23 protein-coding genes are annotated in these 23,016 nt (G+C 70.7%); 14 read left to right on the top strand and 9 right to left on the bottom strand.

What is annotated here, in order from left to right:
• The first annotated feature begins 98 nt into the window (after positions 1-98).
• Positions 99-500, top strand: a complete 402-nt coding sequence (locus tag OG792_RS10475) for a YciI family protein (protein WP_329109111.1) — start codon at positions 99-101, stop codon at positions 498-500.
• 3 nt (positions 501-503) lie between these two features.
• Entirely contained in the window at positions 504-1,769 is a 1,266-nt protein-coding gene (locus tag OG792_RS10480; protein ID WP_329111189.1) for an RNA polymerase sigma factor, read from the top strand.
• A 152-nt stretch (positions 1,770-1,921) separates the two neighbouring features.
• Here the strand turns inward: OG792_RS10480 and OG792_RS10485 are convergent, their stop codons facing one another.
• Both OG792_RS10485 and OG792_RS10490 read right to left on the bottom strand, forming a co-directional pair.
• The gene (locus OG792_RS10485; protein WP_329109112.1) at positions 1,922-2,827 is read right to left on the bottom strand and encodes a hypothetical protein; all 906 of its coding nucleotides are present in this window, start codon (positions 2,825-2,827) and stop codon (positions 1,922-1,924) included.
• 73 nt (positions 2,828-2,900) lie between these two features.
• Entirely contained in the window at positions 2,901-3,557 is a 657-nt protein-coding gene (locus OG792_RS10490; protein ID WP_329109113.1) for a lipoprotein, read from the bottom strand.
• A 119-nt stretch (positions 3,558-3,676) separates the two neighbouring features.
• Here OG792_RS10490 and OG792_RS10495 point away from each other — a divergent pair, with 119 nt between their 5' ends.
• The 5 genes from OG792_RS10495 (at position 3,677) to OG792_RS10515 (ending at position 8,742) form a co-directional block, all read left to right on the top strand.
• Positions 3,677-4,171, top strand: coding sequence for a tetratricopeptide repeat protein (locus OG792_RS10495; protein WP_329109114.1), 495 nt, complete (start codon positions 3,677-3,679; stop codon positions 4,169-4,171).
• 124 nt (positions 4,172-4,295) lie between these two features.
• Complete coding sequence (locus OG792_RS10500; protein WP_329109115.1) at positions 4,296-5,117, top strand: alpha/beta fold hydrolase; 822 nt, start codon at positions 4,296-4,298, stop codon at positions 5,115-5,117.
• Between the two features lie 99 nt (positions 5,118-5,216).
• Positions 5,217-6,398 carry a UDP-N-acetylglucosamine--N-acetylmuramyl-(pentapeptide) pyrophosphoryl-undecaprenol N-acetylglucosamine transferase gene (locus tag OG792_RS10505; protein WP_329109116.1) on the top strand — a complete coding sequence of 394 codons (1,182 nt, stop codon included), beginning with the start codon at positions 5,217-5,219 and terminating at the stop codon, positions 6,396-6,398.
• 295 nt (positions 6,399-6,693) lie between these two features.
• Positions 6,694-7,809, top strand: coding sequence for a substrate-binding domain-containing protein (locus OG792_RS10510; RefSeq protein WP_329109117.1), 1,116 nt, complete (start codon positions 6,694-6,696; stop codon positions 7,807-7,809).
• 441 nt (positions 7,810-8,250) lie between these two features.
• Positions 8,251-8,742 (top strand): GyrI-like domain-containing protein, encoded by a 492-nt coding sequence (locus OG792_RS10515; RefSeq protein WP_329109119.1) that lies wholly within the window; start codon positions 8,251-8,253, stop codon positions 8,740-8,742.
• 114 nt (positions 8,743-8,856) lie between these two features.
• Here OG792_RS10515 and OG792_RS10520 read toward each other — a convergent pair whose 3' ends face one another.
• The 4 genes from OG792_RS10520 to OG792_RS10535 all read right to left on the bottom strand — a co-directional run bounded on the left by OG792_RS10520 (position 8,857) and on the right by OG792_RS10535 (position 10,029).
• Positions 8,857-9,135 (bottom strand): hypothetical protein, encoded by a 279-nt coding sequence (locus tag OG792_RS10520; RefSeq protein ID WP_329109120.1) that lies wholly within the window; start codon positions 9,133-9,135, stop codon positions 8,857-8,859.
• 17 nt (positions 9,136-9,152) lie between these two features.
• Positions 9,153-9,425, bottom strand: coding sequence for a hypothetical protein (locus OG792_RS10525; RefSeq protein WP_329109121.1), 273 nt, complete (start codon positions 9,423-9,425; stop codon positions 9,153-9,155).
• Positions 9,422-9,631, bottom strand: a complete 210-nt coding sequence (locus OG792_RS10530; protein WP_329109122.1) for a hypothetical protein — start codon at positions 9,629-9,631, stop codon at positions 9,422-9,424. Before OG792_RS10530 ends, OG792_RS10525 begins: the two co-directional genes overlap by 4 nt.
• Before the next feature lie 203 nt (positions 9,632-9,834).
• Positions 9,835-10,029, bottom strand: a complete 195-nt coding sequence (locus OG792_RS10535; RefSeq protein ID WP_329109123.1) for a hypothetical protein — start codon at positions 10,027-10,029, stop codon at positions 9,835-9,837.
• Positions 10,030-10,348: 319 nt separating this feature from the next.
• On the opposite strand from OG792_RS10535, the gene OG792_RS10540 reads away from it, so the two are divergent.
• From OG792_RS10540 to pyrE, 4 genes are all read left to right on the top strand, one after another.
• On the top strand, positions 10,349-11,173 hold the full coding sequence (locus tag OG792_RS10540) for a helix-turn-helix domain-containing protein (RefSeq protein ID WP_329109124.1): 825 nt from the start codon (positions 10,349-10,351) through the stop codon (positions 11,171-11,173).
• Positions 11,166-11,357, top strand: a complete 192-nt coding sequence (locus OG792_RS10545; RefSeq protein ID WP_329109127.1) for a DUF397 domain-containing protein — start codon at positions 11,166-11,168, stop codon at positions 11,355-11,357. Before OG792_RS10540 ends, OG792_RS10545 begins: the two co-directional genes overlap by 8 nt.
• Positions 11,358-11,625: 268 nt before the next feature.
• Complete coding sequence (locus OG792_RS10550) at positions 11,626-11,817, top strand: DUF397 domain-containing protein (protein ID WP_329109128.1); 192 nt, start codon at positions 11,626-11,628, stop codon at positions 11,815-11,817.
• Positions 11,818-11,997: 180 nt separating this feature from the next.
• Positions 11,998-12,528 (top strand): orotate phosphoribosyltransferase, encoded by a 531-nt coding sequence (gene pyrE / locus OG792_RS10555; protein ID WP_329109130.1) that lies wholly within the window; start codon positions 11,998-12,000, stop codon positions 12,526-12,528.
• Between the two features lie 45 nt (positions 12,529-12,573).
• Here the strand turns inward: pyrE and OG792_RS10560 are convergent, their stop codons facing one another.
• From OG792_RS10560 to OG792_RS10570, 3 genes are all read right to left on the bottom strand, one after another.
• Positions 12,574-13,629, bottom strand: coding sequence for a glutathione S-transferase family protein (locus OG792_RS10560; protein ID WP_329109131.1), 1,056 nt, complete (start codon positions 13,627-13,629; stop codon positions 12,574-12,576).
• A 95-nt stretch (positions 13,630-13,724) separates the two neighbouring features.
• Positions 13,725-15,965 (bottom strand): M4 family metallopeptidase, encoded by a 2,241-nt coding sequence (locus tag OG792_RS10565; RefSeq protein ID WP_329109134.1) that lies wholly within the window; start codon positions 15,963-15,965, stop codon positions 13,725-13,727.
• Between the two features lie 211 nt (positions 15,966-16,176).
• Positions 16,177-19,026 carry an AAA family ATPase gene (locus OG792_RS10570; RefSeq protein WP_329111191.1) on the bottom strand — a complete coding sequence of 950 codons (2,850 nt, stop codon included), beginning with the start codon at positions 19,024-19,026 and terminating at the stop codon, positions 16,177-16,179.
• A 234-nt stretch (positions 19,027-19,260) separates the two neighbouring features.
• On the opposite strand from OG792_RS10570, the gene OG792_RS10575 reads away from it, so the two are divergent.
• The 3 genes from OG792_RS10575 (at position 19,261) to alc (ending at position 22,954) form a co-directional block, all read left to right on the top strand.
• On the top strand, positions 19,261-20,454 hold the full coding sequence (locus OG792_RS10575) for a DUF6986 family protein (RefSeq protein ID WP_329109136.1): 1,194 nt from the start codon (positions 19,261-19,263) through the stop codon (positions 20,452-20,454).
• 77 nt (positions 20,455-20,531) lie between these two features.
• A complete protein-coding gene (allB, locus tag OG792_RS10580) occupies positions 20,532-21,860 on the top strand; it encodes an allantoinase AllB (protein WP_329109137.1) in 1,329 nt (442 codons plus the stop codon).
• Positions 21,860-22,954: an allantoicase gene (alc, locus tag OG792_RS10585; RefSeq protein ID WP_329109138.1), complete on the top strand. Its 1,095-nt coding sequence runs from the start codon at positions 21,860-21,862 to the stop codon at positions 22,952-22,954. Before allB ends, alc begins: the two co-directional genes overlap by 1 nt.
• Positions 22,955-23,016: the final 62 nt, after the last annotated feature.

The raw sequence follows: 23,016 nt of genomic DNA on the forward strand, positions 1-23,016 counted from the left end.
TTCAAAAATATCTGTGGTGGGATGTCGAGGACGGCGCGCGTGCTTCTACCTCCCTGTGAGAGCGCCGCAGACGGGCGCCAGACGGAGGAGCAGACACGATGAAGTACATGTTGCTGATGCAGTTCAGCGCCCAGAACACCGACTTCCCCTCGATCGACACCTGGACCCCCGAGGAGATCAAGGCCCACATCGGCTTCATGCACGACACCAACGGCAAGCTGATGGCCGCCGGGGAGTGGGTCGACGGGCAGGGCCTGTCCGGGCCGGAACAGGCCAAGATCGTACGGGCCGGTGGTGGCGGGGCGGCCGTGATCACCGAGGGGCCGTTCGCCGAGACGAAGGAGTTCCTCGCCGGCTACTGGATCGTCGACACCGACACCCCGGAGCGGGCCATCGAACTCGCCACGCAGATCTCGGCCGCGCCCGGCCCCGGCGGTCGCCCGCTCAACATGCCGATCGAGGTACGTCCGGTCATGTCCGGGCCGCCGCAGGATGTGTGACAACTGAACCCCAACCGACCCGTCGAGGACCTGCTGCGCGAGCTGGCGCCGCAGGTCGTCGGCGTACTCACCCGCCGGTTCGGTGACTTCACCACCGCCGAGGACGCCGTGCAGGAGGCGTTGCTGGCAGCCGCTACGCAGTGGCCGCAGGAGGGCCTGCCGGACAACCCACGGGGCTGGCTGATCCAGGTCGGCTACCGCAGGATGATCGAGCACGTACGCGGCGAGCAGGCCCGGCGCAACCGGGAGGACCTGGCCGCCCGACGCGAGCCGTACGACCAGATGTCGGCGCCCCCGGCGGACCTCGAACTGACCGCGGACCGGGACGACACGCTGGTCCTGCTCTTCATGTGCTGCCACCCGGCGCTGTCGCCGACCTCGGCGATATCGCTGACCCTGCGCGCGGTCGGCGGCCTGTCCACGGCCGAGATCGCCCGCGCGTTCCTCGTGCCCGAGGCCACGATGGCGCAGCGGATCAGCCGAGCCAAGCAGCGGATCAAATCCTCCGGCGTCCCGTTCTCGATGCCGGACGCCGCCGACCGGGCCCGCCGGCTGGACGCCGTGCTGCACGTGCTCTACCTGATCTTCAACGAGGGCCACACCAGCAGCGCCGGCCCCGACCTGCGGCGGGTCGAGCTGTCCGGTGAGGCGATCCGGCTGGCCCGAGCCCTGCACGCCCTGCTGCCGACCGACAGCGAGGTCGCCGGGCTGCTGGCGCTGATGCTGCTCACCGAGGCCCGCAGTCCGGCGCGGACCGGCCCCGGCGGCGAGCTGATCTCCCTGGCCGACCAGGACCGTGGCCGCTGGGACGGCGCCGCGATCGCCGAGGGCGTCGCGCTGGTCATCGCCGCGCTGCCCCGTGGCCCCGTCGGGCCCTACCAGATCCAGGCCGCCATCGCCGCGCTGCACGACGAGGCACCGAGCGCGGAGAAGACCGACTGGCCGCAGATCCGTGCCCTTTACCAGGTGCTGGAACGCCACTCGGCAAACCCGGTGGTGTCGCTCAACCTGGCCGTGGCAACCGCCATGGTGTACGGGCCGACCGCCGGCCTCGAAGCCCTCGCCGCCCTGGACGCCGACCCCCGGATGGCCGGACACCACCGCCTCTACGCGGCCAGGGCGCACCTGTACGAGATGGCCGGCAACCTCCCAGCCGCGATCGACAACTACCGAGCCGCAGCCGGTCGCACCACCAGCCGCCCCGAACAGCACTACCTGACCCTACGAGCCGCCCGCCTAACAAACCCCCTCAAAACAAACACCCCCTAACCTCCACACCCCCCGCCCGCACCACCAATTCCGTCGATCTTGCACTTGTGGCGCCCGAATTGGCGCATTCATCCGGATTTGCGCACCACCACAACTGCAAGATCGTCGCGTGGGGTGGGGTGGGTGGGGGTGGGGGTGGGGGTGGGGGTGGTTTAGCGGGGGGTTTCGCGGTGGCGGGTGGGGGCGGTGGTTGGTCGTCGGGCGCCGACGCGGGGGGTACGGACGGTGGCGGTTTTGCGGGGCGTTCGGCCGAAGTCTCGGGCTGCGGCGGCGACGCTTTCGTCGGGGTCGTCTTCGAGCGCTTGCCGGATGTGCGGCGGGACGAGGGTGGACGTCGCCATCGACAGCCGTACCTGGACGGCGCGGTCGTCGACCAGGCGGTGCAGGTCGTCCTCGTCCAGTTCGAGCGAGCGGACGAGCGTGGCCCGGACGTCGACCACGGAATCGCGGGCCAGTACGCCGCGCTGCTCTACGCTGGTCCGGGTGTTGCGGGCCACCCCCTTGCGTACGCGCGCCGTCCGGTCCGCCAGCAGGGCGGTGATCACGTCGGGGTCGTGGGTGTGGATGGCGAGTCGTTCCCGTACCTCGGGTGAGACATCGTTGATCAGCATCGCGGCCAGGTCGGGTTCGAGTTCCCGGCTCTCGGCGAGCAGCCCGCGCAGCTCCTTGTCCTGTGCCTCGGCCATCGCCCGGCGCACCGACTCGTCGCAGCCCGGGTTGCCGGCGACCGCCCAGCGGACCCACCGGTCGGCGTCGCGGACCAGCCGCAGCAGGTTGCCGACCGAGGTCGACGGGTTGCGCGCGACCGCCTCGCGGACGTCACGATCATGGTCGCGGGTCAGCGGCCGCAGAGCCTGTGCCGGTGCGTCCGTACGGGTCGCCACCGCCTTGCGGACCACGGGTGACGCGTCGGAGGCCAACTCGTAGAGCGTCGTCTGCGTCGTGGCGGGGTGCTGTGCGAGGGCAAGCCGAGCGTCGACACTCCCGCCGATGTCGCGATGAGCGGTGTCCGACCCGCCGTGCTGGTCGGACTCGCCGATGTCCTGCTGCTTTCCCATGGGTGAAATCCTCTCACGGGACGACTCGGGTATCGCGGGCGTGCGGCGGAGCTGGCCACGGCACGCCCCGGCGTCACCTCTTCACGGCGAAGGTCTGCTTCGCCAGCTGGTACGCCGGCATCATCTCCTCGACCTCGTCGTTGTCGAAACCGCCGAGGGTCAGCAGCACCGCGCCCAGCGGTGTCTCCACCATCAGCGCGGCGCCCCGGGTCGCCTCGTCGTCCAGCTCGTCTTTCCGCAGGAAGCTCGCCTCGATCGCGCTGATCGAACCGGCCTTCGTGTCCCGGTACTGCACCTCGGTAAGGGTGCCGTAGTCGGCGAGGAACTCCTCCAGCGCCTGGCGCGGCGGGACGGTGTCGTCGTCGACGGTCCAGACCCGGAGGAACCCGATGTTGCCGGCCGGCTTCGCGTCGATCTCGCAGCGCATGGTCGAGCCGCCCCACTCCGTCAACGCCGCCCACTCCCCGGTGACCTCGACCGGCTTGGCCAGCCACCGGTCCGGCAGGTCGAAGATGACGGGCAGGACGCACGGCGTACGGCTGGCGCCGACCTTCGTGGCGGCGGCGGCCGGCGCGACGTTGTCGTACCACGGGGGGCCGGGCGGCGTCGACGTCGCGGCGCTCGCCGAGGCCGTACCGGTGGCCGGGGTGCCCTTTCCGGCGTCGGCACAGCCGGCGGCGAGCGAGATGGTGAGCGCGGCCAGCGCCGCCGTACGAAGTCGTTGCCCCACGTTGTCCACTCCCCGTTGTTGATCGAGCCGAGCCAGCAAACCCGAGCGGCCCGGCGAAGTCAATTTCCTGCCACGTCAATCTGGTGGAGCGGGGCCGGGACGTGGCAGCGTGCCCCGACATGGGCGATCAGAACGAGGCGGTGTTGGCGCAGGCGGTGCGGCTGCGAGAGGAGGGGAGCGCGCGGGCACGGGAGCGACTGGTGGATCTGGCGGATCGGCATCCGCAGGACGCGGCGGTCGCGTACCAGGCCGCATGGGCGCACGACTCCGCCGAACTGGAGGCGGAGGCGGTCCCGTTCTACGAGCGGGCGCTGGGCGGTACGGGGCTGTCGGCCGAGGACCGGCACGGGGCGTACCTGGGGCTGGGCAGCACCTACCGGGTGCTGGGCCGGTACGACGAGTCGCTGACCACGCTGCGTCGCGCCCTGGACGAGTTCCCCGAGGACGCCGCCCTGCTGACCTTCCTGGCCATGGCGCTCTACAACGTCGGCGAGTCCCGGCAGGCCGTGCGGACCCTACTCAAGGTCGTCGTCGCCACCAGCGGGGACGCGCGGGTACGGGAGTACCGCCGGGCGATCGGGTACTACGCCGACAACCTGGACGAGACCCAGTAGGCGTTCCGTAGAAGCCCAGGTCAGGGGCTTTCCACCGGTTTAGAGTCGGGTGTGACCCGGCTCGACCGGTGATCGGCCCGTGCCGAGTGCCCGTCTGCCTCGCCGACGTAGTGGAAGGGCGACGATGAGCACCATTACCACCAGGGACGGCACCGAGATCTACTACAAGGACTGGGGCGAGGGTCCGGTCGTGACCTTCTCCCACGGGTGGCCGTTGAGCGCGGACGCCTGGGACGGCCAGCTGCTCTTCCTGGTGCAGAACGGCTTCCGGGTGGTGGCGCACGACCGCCGTGGTCACGGTCGGTCGAGCCAGTCCTCGGCCGGCAACGACATGGACGGGTACGCGGACGACCTCGCCGCCGTCATCGAGGCGCTCGACCTGACCGGCGCGACCCTCGTCGGTCACTCCACCGGTGGTGGCGAGGTTGCCCGCTACATCGGTCGGCACGGCACCGGGCGGGCCGCCAAGGCGGTGCTCATCTCGGCCGTGCCGCCGCTGATGCTCCAGACCGACGACAATCCGGAGGGGCTACCGATCAGCGTGTTCGACGAGTTGCGCGCCGGTCTGTTCAAGGACCGGTCGCAGTTCTACAAGGACCTGGCCCTGATGTTCTACGGCGCCAACCGGCCGGGTGCGAAGGTCTCGCAGGGCATCCTGGACCAGTTCTGGCTCTGGAGCATGCAGTCCGGTCTGAAGAACGCGTACGAGAGCATCAAGGCGTTCTCCGAGACGGACTTCACCGAAGACCTGAAGAAGTTCGACATCCCGACCCTGGTCCTGCACGGCGAGGACGACCAGATCGTCCCGGTCAAGGACTCGGGGCCGAAGTCGGCCCAGCTCATTCCGGGTTCGCAGGAGATCTACTACCCCGGTGCGCCGCACGGGATGACGGCGACGCTCCAGGACCGGGTCAACGCGGACCTGCTCGCCTTCCTCCGTAGCTGAGCCGGATAGCATCCCGGTTCCGGCCAGGCTGCACCCGCGCGGACGTGCCCGTAAACTGCCTCGACCCGTCCGGCACCGCGATCCTCGGAGTGGCTCGGCATGTCCCTCTACAGCACCCGGCGCCTACACGCGCTCCGCATGATCGTCACCGGCGGCGGCACCGGCGGGCACACCTACCCCGCGCTCACCACGATCAACGCCTTGCAGGCCCGGCTCGCCGAAACCGGCACCGCACCCGACCTGCTCTGGGTCGGCGTCGCCGACGGCCTCGAAGCCAAGATCGCCGAACGCAACGGCATCCCCTTCCGGGCGATCACCACCGGCAAGCTCCGCCGCTCACCCAACCCCCGTGAGCTGGCCCGCAACGTCGTCGATGCCTTCCGTATCCCACTGGGCATCGTGCAGGCGGCCCTCACCGTCGCCCGGACCCGGCCGGCAGTCGTTCTCAGCACCGGCGGATTCGTTTCCGTCCCGATCGGCCTCGCGGCGGCCCTGTTCCGCGTGCCATATCTGATGCACGAGCAGACGCTCAGCCTGGGCCTGGCCAACCGCATCCTCGCCCGCGTCGCCACTCGGATCCTGCTCAGCCACGAAGCCTCCCTCGACTACCTGCCGCCGAAGGCCCGCCGCCGGGCGGTCGTCACCGGCAACCCGGTACGGGCGGCGGTGCTCAACGGCAATCCCGCGAAGGGCCTGGCCGCGTACGGCCTCGATCCGGCTGTCCCGCTCGTGCTGGTGACCGGCGGCGCCGCCGGCGCCCAGCAGATCAACCGGATGCTGACCGGCACGCTGCCCGACCTGCTACAGCACTGCCAGATCGTCCACCAGTGCGGCAGCCTCAGCCACGCCGAGATGCAGCAGGTCGCCCACGGGCTCCCCGCGCAGGTCGCGCACCGCTACCGCGTCGTCGACTTCATTCACGACGAACTGCCCGACCTACTCGCTGCGGCGGCCATCGTCGTGGCACGCAGCGGCGCCGGCACCGTCGCCGAACTCACGACCCTCGGCAAAGCATGCATCCTCATCCCTTACCCGGTCTCCGCTGGGGACGAGCAACGCATCACCGCCCGTCACCTCGCAAAAGCGGGCGCCGCCGTCATGCTCGACGGAGACCAGGCCACCCCCGACCAACTCCGCGCCGCCATCATGAACCTGCTGACCGACCCGCGCCGCCGAACCGCGATGTCCCAGGCCGCCACCGCACATGGCCGACCGGATGCCGCCGTCCGAGTCGTAGCCGAGATCCTTGCGGTCTCCGCACACCAGGGCCGCCGCCAGTAAGGGCCAGCTATTCGGCCAACAAGCCCCATCGGGTACGCCCGAACGTGCACAGTCGTAATTACATGGGGTGAGTTGCCGTGATTGTCGGTACTTCGAGCTGGTAGCGCCAACGGAGCCGTGCTCGGACCGCGCGTCGCTAGCTCGCATTGACCTACTTGCCTGATCGCCTATCGTGGACGGAGCATTGCAGAGCGTTGCAACTGATCGTCCGATCCGGGTGGTGTTTCGATGAGGTGGCAGCGTGGTTGATGGTGGGCGGCGGGGAAGACTCCTCCGGGAGTTGTCAATATCGCTGGTGAGCGGACTGGTCCTCGCTATCGCCGGCAAGGTCTACGCGTCGTGGGCGGCCACTGGGTGGGCTACGTCGGTCTGGCTCGTGCTCCCGGCGATTGTCGCGGCCGGCGGGACGGCGTTCGCCGTCACCCGGTACCGCCATCATCCCGGCCGGCGTCAGGTCTTCCTCCTTGTCTCGGCGTTCGTGCAGAAACACTGGGTCGCCGAACTACTGGAGAACCTGATCCGGGCACTGGATCGACACGGTGTCGACCTTGTCCTCAAGATCCCGCCGCACGAATACGGCGGGCACGGCCAGCTTCAACAACTCGCTGAGCTCAGGAGGAACTCCCGGTCCTTCCTCGGCGGCTTCGTTATGGCCGCCGACTGCGCGGCCAACCACGTCGAGTTCGACCGATTCTGCCGGAGCTTGCGCATCCCGATCGTGTTCATCGGCTCATCGCCTTTTGAGCACGTGCGCGACTACCCACCGAACGCCGCATTGGTGGGCTGCGATGACACCGAGATTGGCACCCGGTCGGCCGAATGGGTGGCCAAGATTCTGAAGGACCGCGAATTGCCTTACCCGAACGTGCTCGTGGTCGCCAGCACCGAGCATCCCGACCGGCAGAACTCCTTCGCAGCCCGGCTGCGGACGGAGGTCGCATCCGCCGAGATAACCATCAACGACCAGGGCAGGTTCGATCGGGGGCGGTCCGCTCGGATAGTCGGCCAGACCCTGGAGGAGGCCCACCGCAAGGGTGTCACCGTCCACGTCGTGTTTTGCACTAACGACGAGATGGCGCTGGGCGCTGTGGACGCGGTCCAGGAACGGGCGGCTGCCGGCGAAGGCGTTGGGGACCTGGTGATCGTCGGGGTGGATGGCACTCGTGAGGCGATCGCAACGATCGACACAGGCGGCACCCGATTTCGGTCGACCGTCGTCCAGGAGTCTGGCCGGGTGGCCGAGATAGCGGTCAGCACTTTGCTCAAGCTCCGGGCGTATGGGCCTGTTGACGTCGAGACATCGATACCGACGACGATATATCCGCTCGGCAACGCTTCCACGGCGGTGTCCGGCTCGGGAGGCACCAGGCAGAGCACCGCGCCCCCGATCCCGGGAACCAGAGGTGGGTGAGCAGGCACCGCCTCCTCTACCTTGCTGTGCAATATCCGCCGTGGGCGTGTCTGTTGGCCGTACTGACGATGGTCCCGCTGCTGCGATCGCGCCAACCACGGGGCGCGCTGCCATGGACCTGCCGGATCGTCGATGCTCGTGGTGGTGCTTCCGCAGACCGGCGAAGGGTTCCTTCGCGTACGGTCGATCAGCCGTTCGAGGCGCGGCGCGGCTGTCCAGCATCGGCATCACTGCCCAGGCTGAAGCACAGCATCGTCCGGTCTCCAACGATCGAGAGCGGTGCAGGGCGTCGTCGGCCGCTACAGCGGCCCAACCATCGTAGGGATAATCGATACAGCTCCGGCCCGCGTCCGGCCGGTCAGACGCCTTGACTCTGACCTTGGGAGAGACTGCACTGTGGGGTCAGGCGGCGCGGGTGCCGGCCGGGGACTGGAGGCGATAATGGTCGAGATTCGGTTGCGCGACGTGCCGGAGCAGCACGTGGTGACGGAGACGCGCACGGTTGACCAGGCCGGTTTGGAAGCCTGGCTGCCGGGCGCGATGGCACTGGTCGCGGAGCGGGCACGGGCGGCCGGCGGTCTGCTCGGCACTGCGGACTGGCCGTTCCTGGAGCGGTCCGGTCGTCCGGACGAGCCGGTGTTCATCACCATCTACGAGGGCAATCCCAACGAAGGGCCGACGCCGGTCGAGGTTTGCGCGACGGTCGCGACCGGAGGTGATCGCAGCATCCCGGAACACCGCGAGGCGTACGCCCGAGTAACGAAATCCCACGTCACCAGTGGAGCGCTCGGCGGGGTGTACGAGGCGATCGAAAAGTGGATCGCGGTCAATGGCCTTGCCGTCGCCCGCGCGCCCCGCGAGACCTACTGGACCGATTTCCCGTCCGCCGCAGCCGACGACGAGGTCTTCGACATCGCCTTTCCGGTTACATGAAGCCAGGCGGGCCCGGTTTGCCGACCATTGGCGAGTCGGCTCCCCGCAGCGATCACGGAAAGGCCGCCCCGCGACTGTCGCGTACGGGGGACGCGCCAGTCGCGGGGCGAGCGGTCAGATGGATCGCTTGACCTGTCGGACTGGTGGGCCGTCGATCCAGCTCAGGAATCGTGCGTCGGCGACGGGGCGGGACATGCCGCCGACCAGGGCGCTGTCGCGGAAGCTGGCCATGATCATGTGTAGTCGGAGGCGGTCCTGTCGGCGTGGGTACCAGGACCACATGCGTCGTCTGTAGATCGGGCAGGGCCATTCCTCGCCGTCGTCGGTGCAGTACCAGTCCTGGTTGGGTCGGTGTAGGGCGCCCTGGCCTTCGGTTGGTTGGTCGTACTCCATGGTTTTGTCACCTCCGGTTAGATCAGGTGCACCCGTTCGAGGGACCCGTCGGGATTTCGCAGGGTGAGGCTTCCGTCCCCGTGGTCGATCAGGTCGAGGACCAGGTTGTAGGCGACCAGCGCCCGGTTGATCGTGTCGGTCTTGGAGTCTCGGGTACGCCCGCAGGCCAGCTCAAGCGCACGAGCCGAACCCGGTACCAGGTTGACGGTGACCTTCACCAGCGACCGACCGCTCTCCTCGGCGGCACCCTCGGCAGAGACACGTTTGACTGCGTCCAATCCGTCAGTCACACGATCACGCCCGCCCCGCTGAGCAGCACCGATACCGGCGAGGTCGGTCTCGCCTCGGTCCACTCCTTGACCGCCCAATCGAGCTGCCGGCACTCGTGATCGGCCACGCACTGGGGACAGCGCCGACCGTCAACGTGACCCTGGAGTGTCATCCGTACGGCCCACCAGATCCCGGCCCTCGTCAGCGGCTCATCCTGCCGGCTCATGACTCCCCGTCCCCGTCCCGCGTATCGGTGCTCGTGCCCTTCGGGAGGGCTTGGAGGAATTCGATCGCGCGGTCCATGTAGGGGCATCCGTACTGGGTGCAGTGGAGACAGACCGGGCGCCACAGGGGTCCCCTGCGGTGTCGTTTCACCTCCGCGCGAGCGATCCACGCCAACGTCCCTACGCTCAGCTCGCCGCTCATCGGTCACTCTGTGGGGTTGCGCCGGATGCGCCCGGACATCCCGATCGAGAACAGCTCCATCGGAACGGTCTGACGCTTCTGGTCGTACCGGCCCTCGTTGGGCATGCGCCGCCGCGTACCGGGAGCAGGGGGCAGGTCGGGCAACCCCTCACCGGAGATCTCCGGGTCGGCGGTCGAATTGATCTCGTCGTCGCTCACAGGCTGCGCCTCCATCTTGGTTGGTTGGAAGCGGGGCCGCTCCGGCGGGGGACGGAACGGTCCCGCGCAGTCCCGCCCGTCCTTTGAACTGGGCAAACAGCCGGGTACGGATACCGAGCGGGACCGCTCTGAGGTCCACTCTGTACGCCCGATTCCCTCAACGGCAATACTTCGGCCTGAGACAATCAGTTTTTTCTTTCTACATATCGACAGGTGCCACCCCGACGATTCATAATCAGCACACCAGACGTAAGAATTTGAGAGAGGGGGCCGAATGGCGGAAAGTGGATCGTCTGTTCCGCGTAGGCAGCTGGGGCGCATGCTCCGGCAGGCGCGGGAGACGGCAGGACTGGGCATCGAGGCGGCGGCCAAGGAACAGGAATGGTCGCGACCGACCATGTACCGCGTCGAGGCGGGCACCGTCGGAGTCCGTAAGCCGGACGTCGTCGCGATGTGCGCTCTCTACGGTGTCTCGGCCGAGATGACCGAGGCGATGGTCGGCCTGGCCGCAGAGTCCAAGGCCAAGGGCTGGTGGCACGCGTACGGCGACGTCATCCCAGCCTGGTTCGAGCTGTACGTAGGGCTGGAGGCAGCCGCCTCACGGCTACGCCACTTCGACCCGGCGTCCGTCCCCGGCCTGCTCCAAACCAGGGAGTACGCCGAAGCGCTGCTCCGGTCCCGTCTCAGCATCCCCACCGCCGAGGTCGAGCGGCTGGTCGAAGTCCGTGTGGAGCGCAAGCAGTTGCTTCGCCGCAGGTCACCGGCGCCGCCCCAACTTGACGTGGTGCTCGGCGAGGACGCGATACGCCGTCGCGCACCCGGCATGGCTCAGCAGCTCAGACACCTGGCCGAGCAGGCAACGGCCGAGCGGATCTCGATCCGCATCGTTCCCGCCACGGCGGCCGTCCACTACGGGCTCACCAGTGGAAACTTCGTCATCCTGGACTTCCCGCCCGTCGGCGTGCGGTCACCCGAGCCGACCACCGTATACGTCGAGGCGCTGACCGGGGCGCTTTACCTTGACAAGCCGGCGGAGGTCGCGGTCTACGATGACGCGTGGGACGCGCTCGACAAGTTGGCCCTGGATCCGGGGCGGTCGGCCGACCTGATGACGATGATCGCCAAGGAGATTGACGATGCGTGACCTGACCGGCGCCCGGTGGCGCAAGTCCAGCCGCAGCAACGGCACGGGCGGCAACTGCGTGGAGGTCGCCGACAACCTGCCCGGTCGTGTGCTCGTCCGGGACACCAAGAACCGCGACGGCGGCACGCTGACCTTCGGGCCGGAGGCGTGGCGTGCGTTCGTCGGGCTGACCAAGACCCGCTGAACGTCCGCAACAGCGTCCTTAGAGGACATCGACCAGAACGTCATCTCCGGCGCTTCGCTCAAGAGTTTCCTTCTTGACGAAGCGCCGGAGATGACGTTTCTGTCGTCTGCTCGGGGGCCGGGGGGCAGCCCCGCGCCTCCAGGGAAACTAACGCTTTTGCCTCGTACATCTTCTTCTGCGTACGTACATCAAAGATGATGTACGAGGCTGATGCGTTATGCGTTCGCCTGCGGTGTCCTGACAGCGACGATCGCCAAGGAGATTGACAATGCGTGACCTGAGCGGCGCCCGGTGGCGCAAGTCCACCCGCAGCAACGGCACAGGCGGCGACTGTGTGGAGGTCGCCGACAACCTGCCCGGCATCGTCGGCGTCCGCGACAGCAAGAACCGTGACGGCGGCACGCTGACCTTCGGGCCGGAGGCGTGGCGCGCGTTCCTCGGGCTGACCAAGACCCGCTGACCGTCCGTAGCACCGCCCACCCGTCCGAGCCGTCGACCACGGCCCGGCGCCTCCAGTCGTGCCACTCGTGTAGAGAAAGTGTTGCTATTCGGGGAGGGATAGGCACGCTTTCTCTACATTAGTGCGGAGGGTCGGCCCAGGGGTGTGGTGTGGGGGGCGGCTCTGTCAGGATGGTGCCCCGTGACTCTTGTTGATCTCGCCCATCGGGTGAACACCGTGGCCCGGCTGTCCGGCCGGTTCGTGCTCCGTTCCGGCCGCGTTGCCGACGAGTACTTTGACAAGTATCGGTTCGAGGCCGACCCCGTACTGCTTGACGCGCTTGCGGCCGAGATGGCCGCGCTCGTACCGCCGGAGACCGAGGTGCTCGCCGGCCTGGAGCTGGGCGGCATCCCAATCGTGACCGCGCTCGGTCGGCACACCGGGTTGCCGTGCGCGTTCGTCCGCAAGACCGCGAAGGCGTACGGGACCGCTCGGCTGGCCGAGGGCGCCGACGTCGACGGTGCTCGGGTGCTGATCGTCGAGGACGTGGTCACCTCCGGTGGCCAGATTGCCATCTCCACCGGTCAACTCCGTGAGCTGGGTGCCCGGATCGAGCATGCGCTCTGCGTCATCGACCGGCAGGAGGGCGGCGCCGAGGCCCTGGCCAGCGACGGTATCGCGCTGCGGTCGCTGCTCACCCGCGCCGACCTGGACCGGGCCGCGAGCGCCTGACCCGACCTGGACCGGGCCGCGACCGCCTGATCCGGCCGCGCCGGCTCAGATCCCGGCGTACGGGGTGTGCTCCACCGGGACCGTTTCGCCCGCCGACACCGGTCCCGGTGGGGTGCCGTCGCCGAAGGGCCGCCCGCCGAGCGCCTCCCGGCCGTGCGGGTCGAGCCAGCCGCGCAGGTCGGGGCCGACCGGCACGATCCCGGTCGGGTTGATGTCCCGGTGCACCACGTAGTAGTGCTCCTTGATCTGGTCGAAGTCGACCGTGTCGCCGAAGCCGGGGGTCTGGAACAGGTCGCGGGCGTACGCCCACAGCACCGGCATCTCGGTCAGCTTCTGCCGGTTGCACTTGAAGTGCCCGTGGTAGACCGGATCGAAGCGGACCAGTGTGGTGAACAGCCGCACGTCGGCCTCGGTGATGGTGTCCCCGACCAGGTAACGCTGCCCGTCGAGGCGGGCGGAGAGCCAGTCGAGCCGGTCGAACAGCCGCCTGTACGCCCGCTCGTACGACTCCTGGGAGCCGGCGAAGCCGCAGCGGTAGACGCCGTTGTTGACGTCACCGAAGACCACCCGGTTCACCTCGTCGATCTCCTCCCGCAGCTCCTCGGGGTAGAGCTTCGGGGCGCCCGCCCGGTGGTACGCGGCCCACTCGGTGGAGAGGTCGAGCGACATCCGCGCGTAGTCGTTGGTGACCACCTGCCCGGTCGGCACGTCCACGATCGCCGGCACGGTGATGCCGCGCTCGTAGCCGGGAAAGCGGGCGAAGTACGCCTCCTGGAGCCGTTCGATGCCGAGCACCGGGTCACGGCCGCCCGGATCGAGGTCGAAGGTCCAGCTGCGTACGTCGTGGGTCGGCCCGGCCAGGGCCATCGACAGGACCTCCTCCAGCCCGAGCAGGCGGCGGACGATGACCATCCGGCTCGCCCACGGGCAGGCCCGCGCGACCGCCAGCCGGTATCGGCCCGGCTCGACCGGGTAGCCGTCCCGCCCGTCGGCGGTGATCCGGGTGGCGATGTAACGCTGGTCGCGGGTGAATTCGCCGCCGGGGTTCACATAGGCGCCGCCGGCATCGTTCGTCTTCGACATGCCGCTATCGTCGCGCATCCGGCACCGGCCGGGCGCCAGTTTGCCGCCGTCGACAGGGTAAAACGGACCGGCCGCCGCCCGGCGTACGGGCGGCGGCCGGCAGAGCCGGTGGATCAGAGGGTGAGGGTCCAGGTGTTGATGTAGCCGGTGTCGATCGAGGCCACGTCCTGCACCCGCAGGCGCCAGACGCCGTTCGCCACCTCACTGGACAGGTTCGCCGTGTACGTGGTGACGATGTTGTCCGCGCTGTCGCTGGAGCTGTTCTTCAGCCGGTACGCGGTGTTGTCCGGCGCCACCAGGTCGATGACCAGGTCACCCCGGTAGGTGTGGACGATGTTGACCGCGATCGTCGAGGCGGCCCCGGCGTTGCGGTTGCAGCCGGCGATGGTGATGCTGCTGGTCACCGCCGCCCCGTTGTCCGGGATCGCGACGTCGGTGCCGTTCGTGCCGGAGCAACTACCACCACCGCTACCGGTCACGGTCAGCGTGTACGACGCCGTACGCGTCACGCTGCCGGTGCCGGTGACCGTCACGGTGTACGTGCCGGGCGGGGTCGATGCCGACGTGCTCAGGGTCAGGGTGGCCGAGTTTCCGGCGGTCACCGACGACGGGCTGAACGCTGCGGTCGTACCAGAGGGCAGGCCGCTGGCCGACAACGCCACCGTCTGCGCGGACCCGGCGGTCACCGCGGTGTTGATCGTGGTCGTCGCGGCCGAACCCGGCGCGACGCTGCCGGCGGTCGGCGACGCCGAGACGGAGAAGTCGTTCGCCGCGGTGCCGCAGGTCGGCTCGCCCGACTGGGCCGGCACGCTGATCGCGTTCCAGGCCGCCTTGACCGTGTTGAACTCGGTGCAGCTGCCCGGGTAGAGGTTCTTCGCCGCGTTCAGGGTCGCCGTACGGATGTTGGCGTAACGCCAGCTGGAGGTCTTGGCCAGCAGCGCGTTGTAGTAGATCTCGCCGGCCTTGCGGATGCTGATGCCGGTGACGGTCGAGCTGTTGCAGGTCGGGCTGGCCGGCTTGCCGCTGCCCGGGTTGGAACCCTCGGCGGTCAGGTAGAACCAGTGGTTCAGCGGACCGGCGGCGGCGTGCACCTCGGTGCTCGGGATCGCGGTCGACCAGCAGTTCGGGTCGCCGGCCAGGGACGGGTTGTACATGTAGCGGATCGGACCGGCACCGACCAGGTCGACCTCTTCGCCGACCTCGTAGTCCGGCGGGTCGTTCGGGTTGTTGGCGAACGCCTCGGTCAGCGCGCCGAAGATGTCACCGGTCGACTCGTTGATGCCGCCGTTCTCGTTGCCGCTGCCCGCGCCGCCCGGCGTGTACTGGAAGACGGCGTGACCCAGCTCGTGCGCGACCACGTCGATCGGGGTGGCCTGGCGGGTGTTGGCCTGGTTGTGGCCGAAGTTGACGTAGCTGCCGTTCCAGTAGGCGTTGACGTCGTTGAGGCCGACCCGGATCGGCGGGCTGCCGCCGCTGCCGGTGATGCCGTTGCGGCCGAACCAGGAACCGAGCAGGTCCCACTCGCGCTGGGCGCCGTACAGGGCGTCGACGCAGGCGGTTTCCAGGTTGGTGCCGGAGCCGTTGCCCCAGACGTCGTCGGTGCCGGTGTACGCGGTGCCGGTCTGCCCGCCGCAGCGCAGCCCGGACCGGGTCGTGTCGGTCATCGAGTACGACGAACCGGAGCCCGAGGTGTTGATGGTGACCGCGCCGTTGAAGTAACCGGTGCCGGTGCCCGCCTTGACCTCGTCGTACGAGTCCGCGATCGCGCCGGTGGCGGCGTCGACGAAGACGTGCAGCTTGCTCGGGGTGTTGCCGACCGAGCCGGTCACCACCGTTTCCCAGGCGAGCCGGGGCGCACCCCAGGCGAGCACCACCAGGCGGGCAGCGCTCGCCTCGGTGACCTTGGTGAGCTGGGCGGCGGCGGTGGCGGTCGCCCGCTCGGTGCTCACCGCCGGGGCGGTGTCGACGGTGATGGTCGACTGCTGCGCGACGGAGGTGCCGCGTACCGCACCGGTCGAGTCGGTGGTGACGACCACGTCGCCACCGACCACCGGCAGGCCACGGTAGCTGCGCTCGTACGTGACGTAGTGCAGCCCGCGGTTGCCGACCTGCACCCCGGTACGGCGCAGCGTGTCGCCGGCCGACCGGTGCAGCGCGGCGGCGGCGCCGTCGACGAGCTGGTCGGCGGCGGTGGCGGCCAGCTGGGCGGGGGCGGCGCTCGGGGCGGCCGGCACGGGTGCCACGGCACCGGGTGCCACGGCACCGGGTGCCGCGACACCGGGCGTCGCGGTCAGCGTCAGTGCCGTGCCGGTGGCCAGCGCCACCAGGCTGTGGCTGAGAACCTTACGTCTCACCTGGGTACTCCTTCTTCCGCCGGATGGGGCGGGTCAGGCCGGGGGTTGGCCGGTCGCACCGGTGGGTGACGGCCGGTCGGGTCGACAGTGGAGACAAGGACGTGCGATGACACGCTAGGCATCGACGCTGGTGACCGAATCAGGGAAATCCCTTGCCGATCGACAAACGGCCTGGTGTCAGCGTTCGTCCGGCCGCGAACCGGGCCGTTTGTCAGCGTTCGTTCAGCCGCGAGCTGAGCTGGGTGCGGGACCGGACGCCGAGCTTGCGGTAGACCCGGGTCAGGGTCGCCTCGACCGTCTTCACGCTGATGAACAGCCGGGTGGCGATCTCCCGGTTGCTCGCCCCCTGCCGGACCAGTCCGGCGATGTGCGCCTCGGTGGAGGTGAGCCCCTCGGGCGCGCCCGGTGGCCCGGCCGGTGGCCGGTCACCGGTCTCGGCGGTCACGCCGGTCACCGTCCGGGGGCGATCGGTGGTACGGGACGCGGCGTCGGGGGAGTACGGTCCGGTCGAGATCCCCTCGGCGCGGGCCAGCACCCGGTTCGTCTGCTCCACCCACGGCTTCGCCTCCACCTGGAGGAAGATCGTCAGCGCGGCGCCGACCGCCACCCGGGCCGCCGCGTACCGCCGTCGCCTGCGTTCCGCACCGCCCTGGACCAGCAGCGCGTGCCCGCGTTCGATCGGCTGGTCCAGGGTGGCGAAACACTGCGCGGCGGCGGCCGACAGGTCCACCGCCGACCCCGGGTCGCCGCGTTCGGCGAGCACCAGGGCCGCCGCCCGGTCGAGTTGCGCCAGCACACCGGGGCAGTGGCCGAGCCGCAGCGCCGCCCGTCGACCCATCGCTATCGTCTCGGTCGCCTCGTCGTACGCGCCCAGCGCGGCCAGGCCGGCGGCCAGGTCGCCGTGCCAGCGCAGCAGCGACGGGTCGGCGACGCCCTGCTCGGCCTCCAGGTCACGCAGCCGCCGCAACGCGTCCACCCCGGCCCGGTGCTGCCCGGCGCGCAGCCGCGCCTGACCGAGCACGTGCAGGTTGCGGCAGAGGAAGATGCTGTCGCGTTCCTGTTCGGAGGCGCGCACCCCACGTTCGGCGTACGCCAGGGCGCGGGTCACGCTGCCCCCGGCCAGTTCCGCCACGGCCAGGGTGTACCAACACGGGCCGGGGCTGCCCCGGGTCTGTTCGCAGACCCGCATCGCCCGCTGGGCGTGCTGCAACGCCTCCCGGCACCGGCCGGAACGGGCCGACACCTCGGCCAGGCTGCGCAGCACCCCGATCAGCTCCTCACCGCCGCCGCGCTCGGCGGTGGCGAGCATGGTGAGCAGTTCGGCACGGGCGGCGTCGAGCCGGTCGTCGGCGAGGGCGAACCGGGCGGCCAGGTAGCGCGGGGTCAGGTGCAGCCAGCCGGTCAACTCCGGCACCGGCAGCGCGAGCGCACGGGCCAGCGTGTCGACATAGTCGGCATGGCCGCGTACCCGCTGCACCTGGGCCCGTACGCCGAGGGCCATCGCCTCGGTGGTCCGGTCGCCCGCCGCCCGCGCGGCGGTGATCGCCCCGTCGATCTCGGCCACCGCCCGGTCCGGCGTGCCGGCGACCAGGGCCCGCCAGGCCAGTCTGAGTCGCAGCGGCCCGAGCAGGGCGACCTCGCTCTCGGCGTCGGCCAGCGCCGCCGCGAACGCCTGGTCCATCTCGCCGAGCGCCTGTCCGGCCAGGTCGATCAGCGCGATCCGGGCCCGGACCCGGTGCGCGGCCGTGGCGTCACCGGCGAGCACCGCCTCGGCGGCCCGGCCGGCGAGGTCGGGTTGCCCGGCCGAGGCCGCCGCCTCCGCCGCGCTGACCAGCCACTCCTGCCGGGGCCAGCCCGGCGGGGTACGGTCGGCGGCCAGCAGGTACAGCTCGGCGACCAGCCCTCGGGCGCCCCGGCGCAGGGCCGCCTCGGCCGCCGCGACCAGTGACCGGGTCACCTCGGCGTCCGGACCCGAACCGGCCAGCGCCCGGTGCCGGGCATCCTCGGCCCGGTCGGTGGCGACCCCGGCCAGCGCGGCGTGGATCGCCGCCCGGCGCGTCGACTCGGCCTCGTCGACCAGCACGGTCGCCACCCCCGCCGGGGTGAAGCAGACCACCGGGCCGTCCAGCCGGACCAGTCCGGCCGAGCCGGCGAGCCGGATCTCCCGTTCGGCGTCCGGGCGTCCGGCCAGGCACAACTGCGTCACCGTCGGGCGGGTGGCCAGCGCCGCCACCAGCAAAGTCTCGGCCACCCCGGTCGGCAGCGCGTCGATCCGCCGGCGCAGCCGGGTCCGGACCGGCTCGGGCAGCGGCACCGGGCGCCAGGCCGGTTCCGGGTCGGGTCCGAAGGCGCCGCCCAGCGCCAGCGCCAGGTACGGGTTGCCACCGCTGTCCGCGTGCAGCCGGCTCGCCGCCCGGCACGGCAGCCCGTGCGCCTCCAGCAGTGCGGCCAGGTCGTCGGCGGCCAGCGGCGGTACGGTCAGCTCCAGCACCGGCGGCGGACAGAGCCGGCTGGCCCAGTGGTCCGAGCCGGGTTCGACCAGCCGCCGGGCGGCCACCGTACGGATCGGCTGGTCACCGGTGCGGCGTACGACGTAGCCGATCATCCCGGCCGAGGCCGCGTCGAGCCACTGGGTGTCGTCGAGCACCAGCAGGACCGGTTGCCGGGCGGCCACCGTCTCCAGCACCCGGCACAGCGCCCGCCGGCACGCCAACCCGCCTTCGCCTTCGCTGCCGAGCGAGCCGGACAGGACCGCTTCGACCACCGCCCGGTACGGCGCCGACAGCGCCTCCACCGCGTCCGGCGGAAGCTGGGTGAACAGGTCGACCAGTCCGGAGTAGAGCAGGGACCGCTCGGGTTCGGCCGGACTGAGCCGCAGGACGAGTTCCCCGCGTTCGGCCGCCGTCGCGGCGACCACGTCCAGCAGCGCGGACTTGCCGATGCCGTCGGGTCCGGCGAGCACCACCCCGCCGCCCGTGGCGAGCCGTCGTTCGATGCCGGCCAGCAGTTCCGTCCGGCCGAGCAGGCCGTTGCGTTCTTCGGCAGGGAGATCTCCGCCCAGCGTTTCCCCCTACGTCGCCGAGCCGGGCGTGGTCGACCCGTGGTCGAGGTCCCGGCGGCCTTCGCGCATCGGCCTTCGTACGGTCGATGCCGCACGTCAGCCTAGGAGCTGCGGCCCAATACATCAATAGGTATGCATAAGTGATGGTCTTGGTGCTGACTGTGGGGGCCGGAACGGCTACGGTGCTAGCAGGATCAGCTGCACAGGGTGACTCCGGGATGGGGGATACCGACCGTGGCCGACAACACTCCACAGTGGAAAACACTCGACCCCTCGGTCTACGCCGAACTCGACGCCCTGCTCGGGCCGGTCGACGCGGATCTGGTCCGGACCTATCCGGGACCGGCGTCCGGCCGGCAACCGGTGCACACCGTCTACCTGCCGGCCGACCGGATGCACCCCGGCGTCGTACCGGAGTGGGGCGCGGCGGCGCTCGCCGTACTGGCCCAGTTTCCGCCGCCGCCGTACGACGGTGAACTGCACGAGCGGGTGGTGCGCAAACTCGACCGGGAACCGATCGAGGACCTGCGGATCGACTTCGAGGACGGGTACGGCGTGCAGCCCGACCGGGTCGAGGACGAGGCGGCTCGCAGCGCGGCGAAGGCGTTGCGGGCGGCCGGACCGCTGCCGTTCAGCGGACTGCGGATCAAGAGCCTGGAACGCCCGAGCCGACACCGCGCCGTACGCACCCTGGACATCTTCCTGGAGGCGCTGGACGGGCCACCGCCGGCCGGTTTCGTGGTGACCCTGCCGAAGGTCAGCGCACCCGCGCAGGTCGAGGCGATGGTCCTGCTCTGTGAGCGGCTGGAGGCGGCGCACGGGCTGCCCGTACGGGCGCTGCGGTTCGAGTTGCAGGTGGAGACGCCGCCGGCCGTACTCGGCCCGGACGGCACCGCCACCCTCGCCCGGATGATCGCCGTGGCGGGCGGCCGGTGCACCGCCCTGCACTACGGCACCTACGACTACAGCGCGGCGCTGGGCGTCGCCGCCGGGCAGCAGAGCATGGCGCACCCGGTGGCGGACTTCGCCAAGGCGGTGATGCAGGTGGTCGCCGCCGGCACCGGCGTACGCCTCTCCGACGGCTCGACCAACGTGCTCCCGGTCGGCGACGAAGCCGACGTACGGGCCGCCTGGAGCCTGCACGCCGGGCTGGTTCGCCGCTCCCTCGAACAGGGGATCTACCAGGGCTGGGACATGCACCCGGCGCAGTTGCCGACCCGGTTCGGGGCCACCTACGGCTTCTTCCGGCAGGGGCGGGTGGCGGCGCGGGACCGGCTGCGGGCGTACCTGGAGCGGCGCAGCACCGGGGTGCTCGACGAGCCGGCCACCGCGCGGGCGCTGGCCGGATTCCTCCTGCGCGGCCTGGACTGCGGCGCGTTCGACCCCGACGAGGCCGGCTTCGACCGGGCCGAACTGACGGCCCTGTGACCCGTGGCCCGACCCGGCCCGACCCGGACCGGTGAAGCACAGCGCGAGCCGGCCAAACACAGCGGAAGGTGGTGGGCATGAGCGACGACCGGAACGACGACCCCCGTTACGACCTGGTACTGCGCTCGCGTCGGGTGGTGACGCCGCACGGGGAGCGCCCGGCGGCGGTCTGCCTGCGCGACGGGCGGATCGCCGCGATCGAGGACTACCACGCGGTGGCCGGCGAGGACCTGGGCGAACTGGCCCTGCTGCCCGGCCTGGTGGACACCCACGTGCACGTCAACGAGCCCGGCCGGACCGAGTGGGAGGGGTTCCCGACCGCCACTCGGGCGGCCCTGGCCGGCGGGGTCACCACCATCGTGGACATGCCGCTGAACTCGCTGCCGCCGACCCTGACCGCCGACGCGCTGCGGGCCAAGCGACGGGCCGCCGCCGGCCGCTGCCACGTCGACGTCGGTTTCTGGGGCGGCGCGGTGCCGGACAACATCGCCGACCTGCCGGGGCTGCACGCCGCCGGGGTGCTCGGCTTCAAGGCGTTCCTGATCGACTCCGGGGTGCCGGAGTTCCCGCCGCTGGACCCGGCCGGGCTGTGGCGGGCGCTGGAGGCGGTCGACGCGCTGTTCGTCCTGCACGCCGAGGACCCGGCCGAGATCCTGCCGGCGCCGGAGTCCGGCCGGTACGCCGACTTCGTCGCCAGCCGCCCACCACAGGCCGAGTCGAAGGCGGTGGCCACCGTGCTCGCCGCCGCGCGGGCGACCGGCGCACGGGTGCACATCCTCCACCTCAGCGCCGCCGACGTACTGCCGATGATCTCCGAGGCCCGCCGGGACGGGGTACGGGTGACCGCCGAGACCTGCCCGCACTACCTGGCGCTGACCGCCGAGGAGGTGCCCGACGGCGCGACCGAGTTCAAGTGCTGCCCACCGATCCGCTCGGCCGCCAACCGGGACGCGCTCTGGTCCGGCCTGGCCGCCGGTCTGATCGACTGTGTCGTCTCCGACCACTCACCCTGCCCACCGGCGCTGAAGAACTTCGACCGGGGCGACTTCGGCTCCGCCTGGGGCGGCATCTCGTCGTTGCAGCTCGGCCTGCCGGTGATCTGGACCCAGGCCCGCCAGCGCGGACACAGCCTGTCCGAGGTGGTCCGCTGGATGGCACGCCGGCCGGCGGAGATCGCCGGGCTGCCGACCAAGGGGCGGATCGAGCCCGGTGCCGACGCCGACCTGGTCGCGTTCAACCCCGACGGCCGGTTCACCGTCGAGCCGGCCCTGCTGCGGCACCGCCACCCGACCACCCCGTACGCCGGTCGGAAGTTGTTCGGCGAGGTCCGCGCCACCTGGCTGCGCGGCGACCCGGTCCGGCCGGACCAGCCGCCGCGCGGCCGGTTCCTGCGCCGGGGGGCCTGATGGCCGACTTCACCGAGCTGCCCGACCTCGCCTCCCGGCTGCTCGGCGGGTCGGTGGTCGACGCCAACGACGAGTTCTTCGCCGCCCGGGACAACCTGGTCAACACCGGCCCGCCGACGTTCACCCCGCAGACCTTCGGGGCCAAGGGCCAGGTGTACGACGGCTGGGAGACCCGCCGCCGCCGTGAACCCGGCGACGACCACGCGATCGTCCGGCTCGGCGCCGCCGGGATCATCTCCGGGGTGGTGGTCGACACCGCCTTCTTCACCGGCAACTACCCGCCGTACGTCTCCGTGCAGGCGTGCGGGCTGGAGGGCTACCCGAGCCCGGCCGAGCTGGCCGCCGCCGACTGGCTGCCGATCGTGCCCCGCTCGGCGGTGCGGGGCGACACGAAGAACGCCTTCCCGGTGACGGACCCGCACCGGTTCACCCACGTACGGCTGGTCATCCACCCGGATGGCGGGGTGGCCCGGCTGCGGGTGCACGGCATCGTCGTACCCGATCCCCGGCTTTTCCCCGACGGCCTGGTCGACCTCGCGGCGCTGGAGTACGGCGGCCTGGTGACCGATTGCAGCAACCGGTTCTACGGTTCACCGAACCAGCTCATCGCGCCCGGTCTGGCCCGGGTGATGGGCGAGGGCTGGGAGACCGCGCGACGCCGGGACACCGGCAACGACTGGGTACGCGTCCGCCTCGCCGCCCCCGGTCGGATCCGCCTCGCCGAGCTGGACACCAGCCACTTCAAGGGAAACGCGCCCGGCGCCGCCGCGCTGCGCGGCATCGACACCCGGTACGCCGATCCGGCCGACGAGTGGGCCTGGTTCGACCTGCTGCCCCGCGTCCGCCTGCAACCGGACACCCGACACCGGTTCCCCCTGCCCGACGCCCGCACCGCAACCGAGGTCCGACTGGACGTCTACCCCGACGGCGGAATGGCCCGCCTCCGCCTCCCCGGCCGAGTTTCCCCCGACGACCTGGCAACCCTGCGCCACCGCTGGTGGACCTCCCTCCCCCCAGCCCACCAACGCCACTCCTCCGCCACCCCCATCCCCCCGGACACCCCCTGGCGCCGCTCCCTCCCACCCCCCACCTAGTGCCTTGACCACCAACGTTGGCCGGGTCCAATGACACGCCGGACCGGGTTCATGGTGTGAGG

It is taken from the genome of Micromonospora sp. NBC_01699, from assembly GCF_036250065.1.
GTDB lineage: Bacteria > Actinomycetota > Actinomycetes > Mycobacteriales > Micromonosporaceae > Micromonospora_G.

What these genes read in the sequence shown, in the direction of transcription:
- OG792_RS10475 (WP_329109111.1), top strand. Translation starts at nt 99, where the DNA reads ATGAAGTACATGTTGCTGATGCAGTTCAGCGCCCAGAACACCGACTTC.
- OG792_RS10485 (WP_329109112.1), bottom strand. Translation starts at nt 2,827, where the DNA reads ATGGGAAAGCAGCAGGACATCGGCGAGTCCGACCAGCACGGCGGGTCG.
- OG792_RS10505 (WP_329109116.1), top strand. Translation starts at nt 5,217, where the DNA reads ATGTCCCTCTACAGCACCCGGCGCCTACACGCGCTCCGCATGATCGTC.
- allB (WP_329109137.1), top strand. Translation starts at nt 20,532, where the DNA reads ATGAGCGACGACCGGAACGACGACCCCCGTTACGACCTGGTACTGCGC.
- OG792_RS10545 (WP_329109127.1), top strand. Translation starts at nt 11,166, where the DNA reads ATGCGTGACCTGACCGGCGCCCGGTGGCGCAAGTCCAGCCGCAGCAAC.
- OG792_RS10560 (WP_329109131.1), bottom strand. Translation starts at nt 13,629, where the DNA reads ATGCGCGACGATAGCGGCATGTCGAAGACGAACGATGCCGGCGGCGCC.
- OG792_RS10540 (WP_329109124.1), top strand. Translation starts at nt 10,349, where the DNA reads ATGCTCCGGCAGGCGCGGGAGACGGCAGGACTGGGCATCGAGGCGGCG.
- OG792_RS10530 (WP_329109122.1), bottom strand. Translation starts at nt 9,631, where the DNA reads ATGAGCCGGCAGGATGAGCCGCTGACGAGGGCCGGGATCTGGTGGGCC.
- OG792_RS10550 (WP_329109128.1), top strand. Translation starts at nt 11,626, where the DNA reads ATGCGTGACCTGAGCGGCGCCCGGTGGCGCAAGTCCACCCGCAGCAAC.
- alc (WP_329109138.1), top strand. Translation starts at nt 21,860, where the DNA reads ATGGCCGACTTCACCGAGCTGCCCGACCTCGCCTCCCGGCTGCTCGGC.
- OG792_RS10520 (WP_329109120.1), bottom strand. Translation starts at nt 9,135, where the DNA reads ATGGAGTACGACCAACCAACCGAAGGCCAGGGCGCCCTACACCGACCC.
- OG792_RS10500 (WP_329109115.1), top strand. Translation starts at nt 4,296, where the DNA reads ATGAGCACCATTACCACCAGGGACGGCACCGAGATCTACTACAAGGAC.
- OG792_RS10495 (WP_329109114.1), top strand. Translation starts at nt 3,677, where the DNA reads ATGGGCGATCAGAACGAGGCGGTGTTGGCGCAGGCGGTGCGGCTGCGA.
- OG792_RS10515 (WP_329109119.1), top strand. Translation starts at nt 8,251, where the DNA reads ATGGTCGAGATTCGGTTGCGCGACGTGCCGGAGCAGCACGTGGTGACG.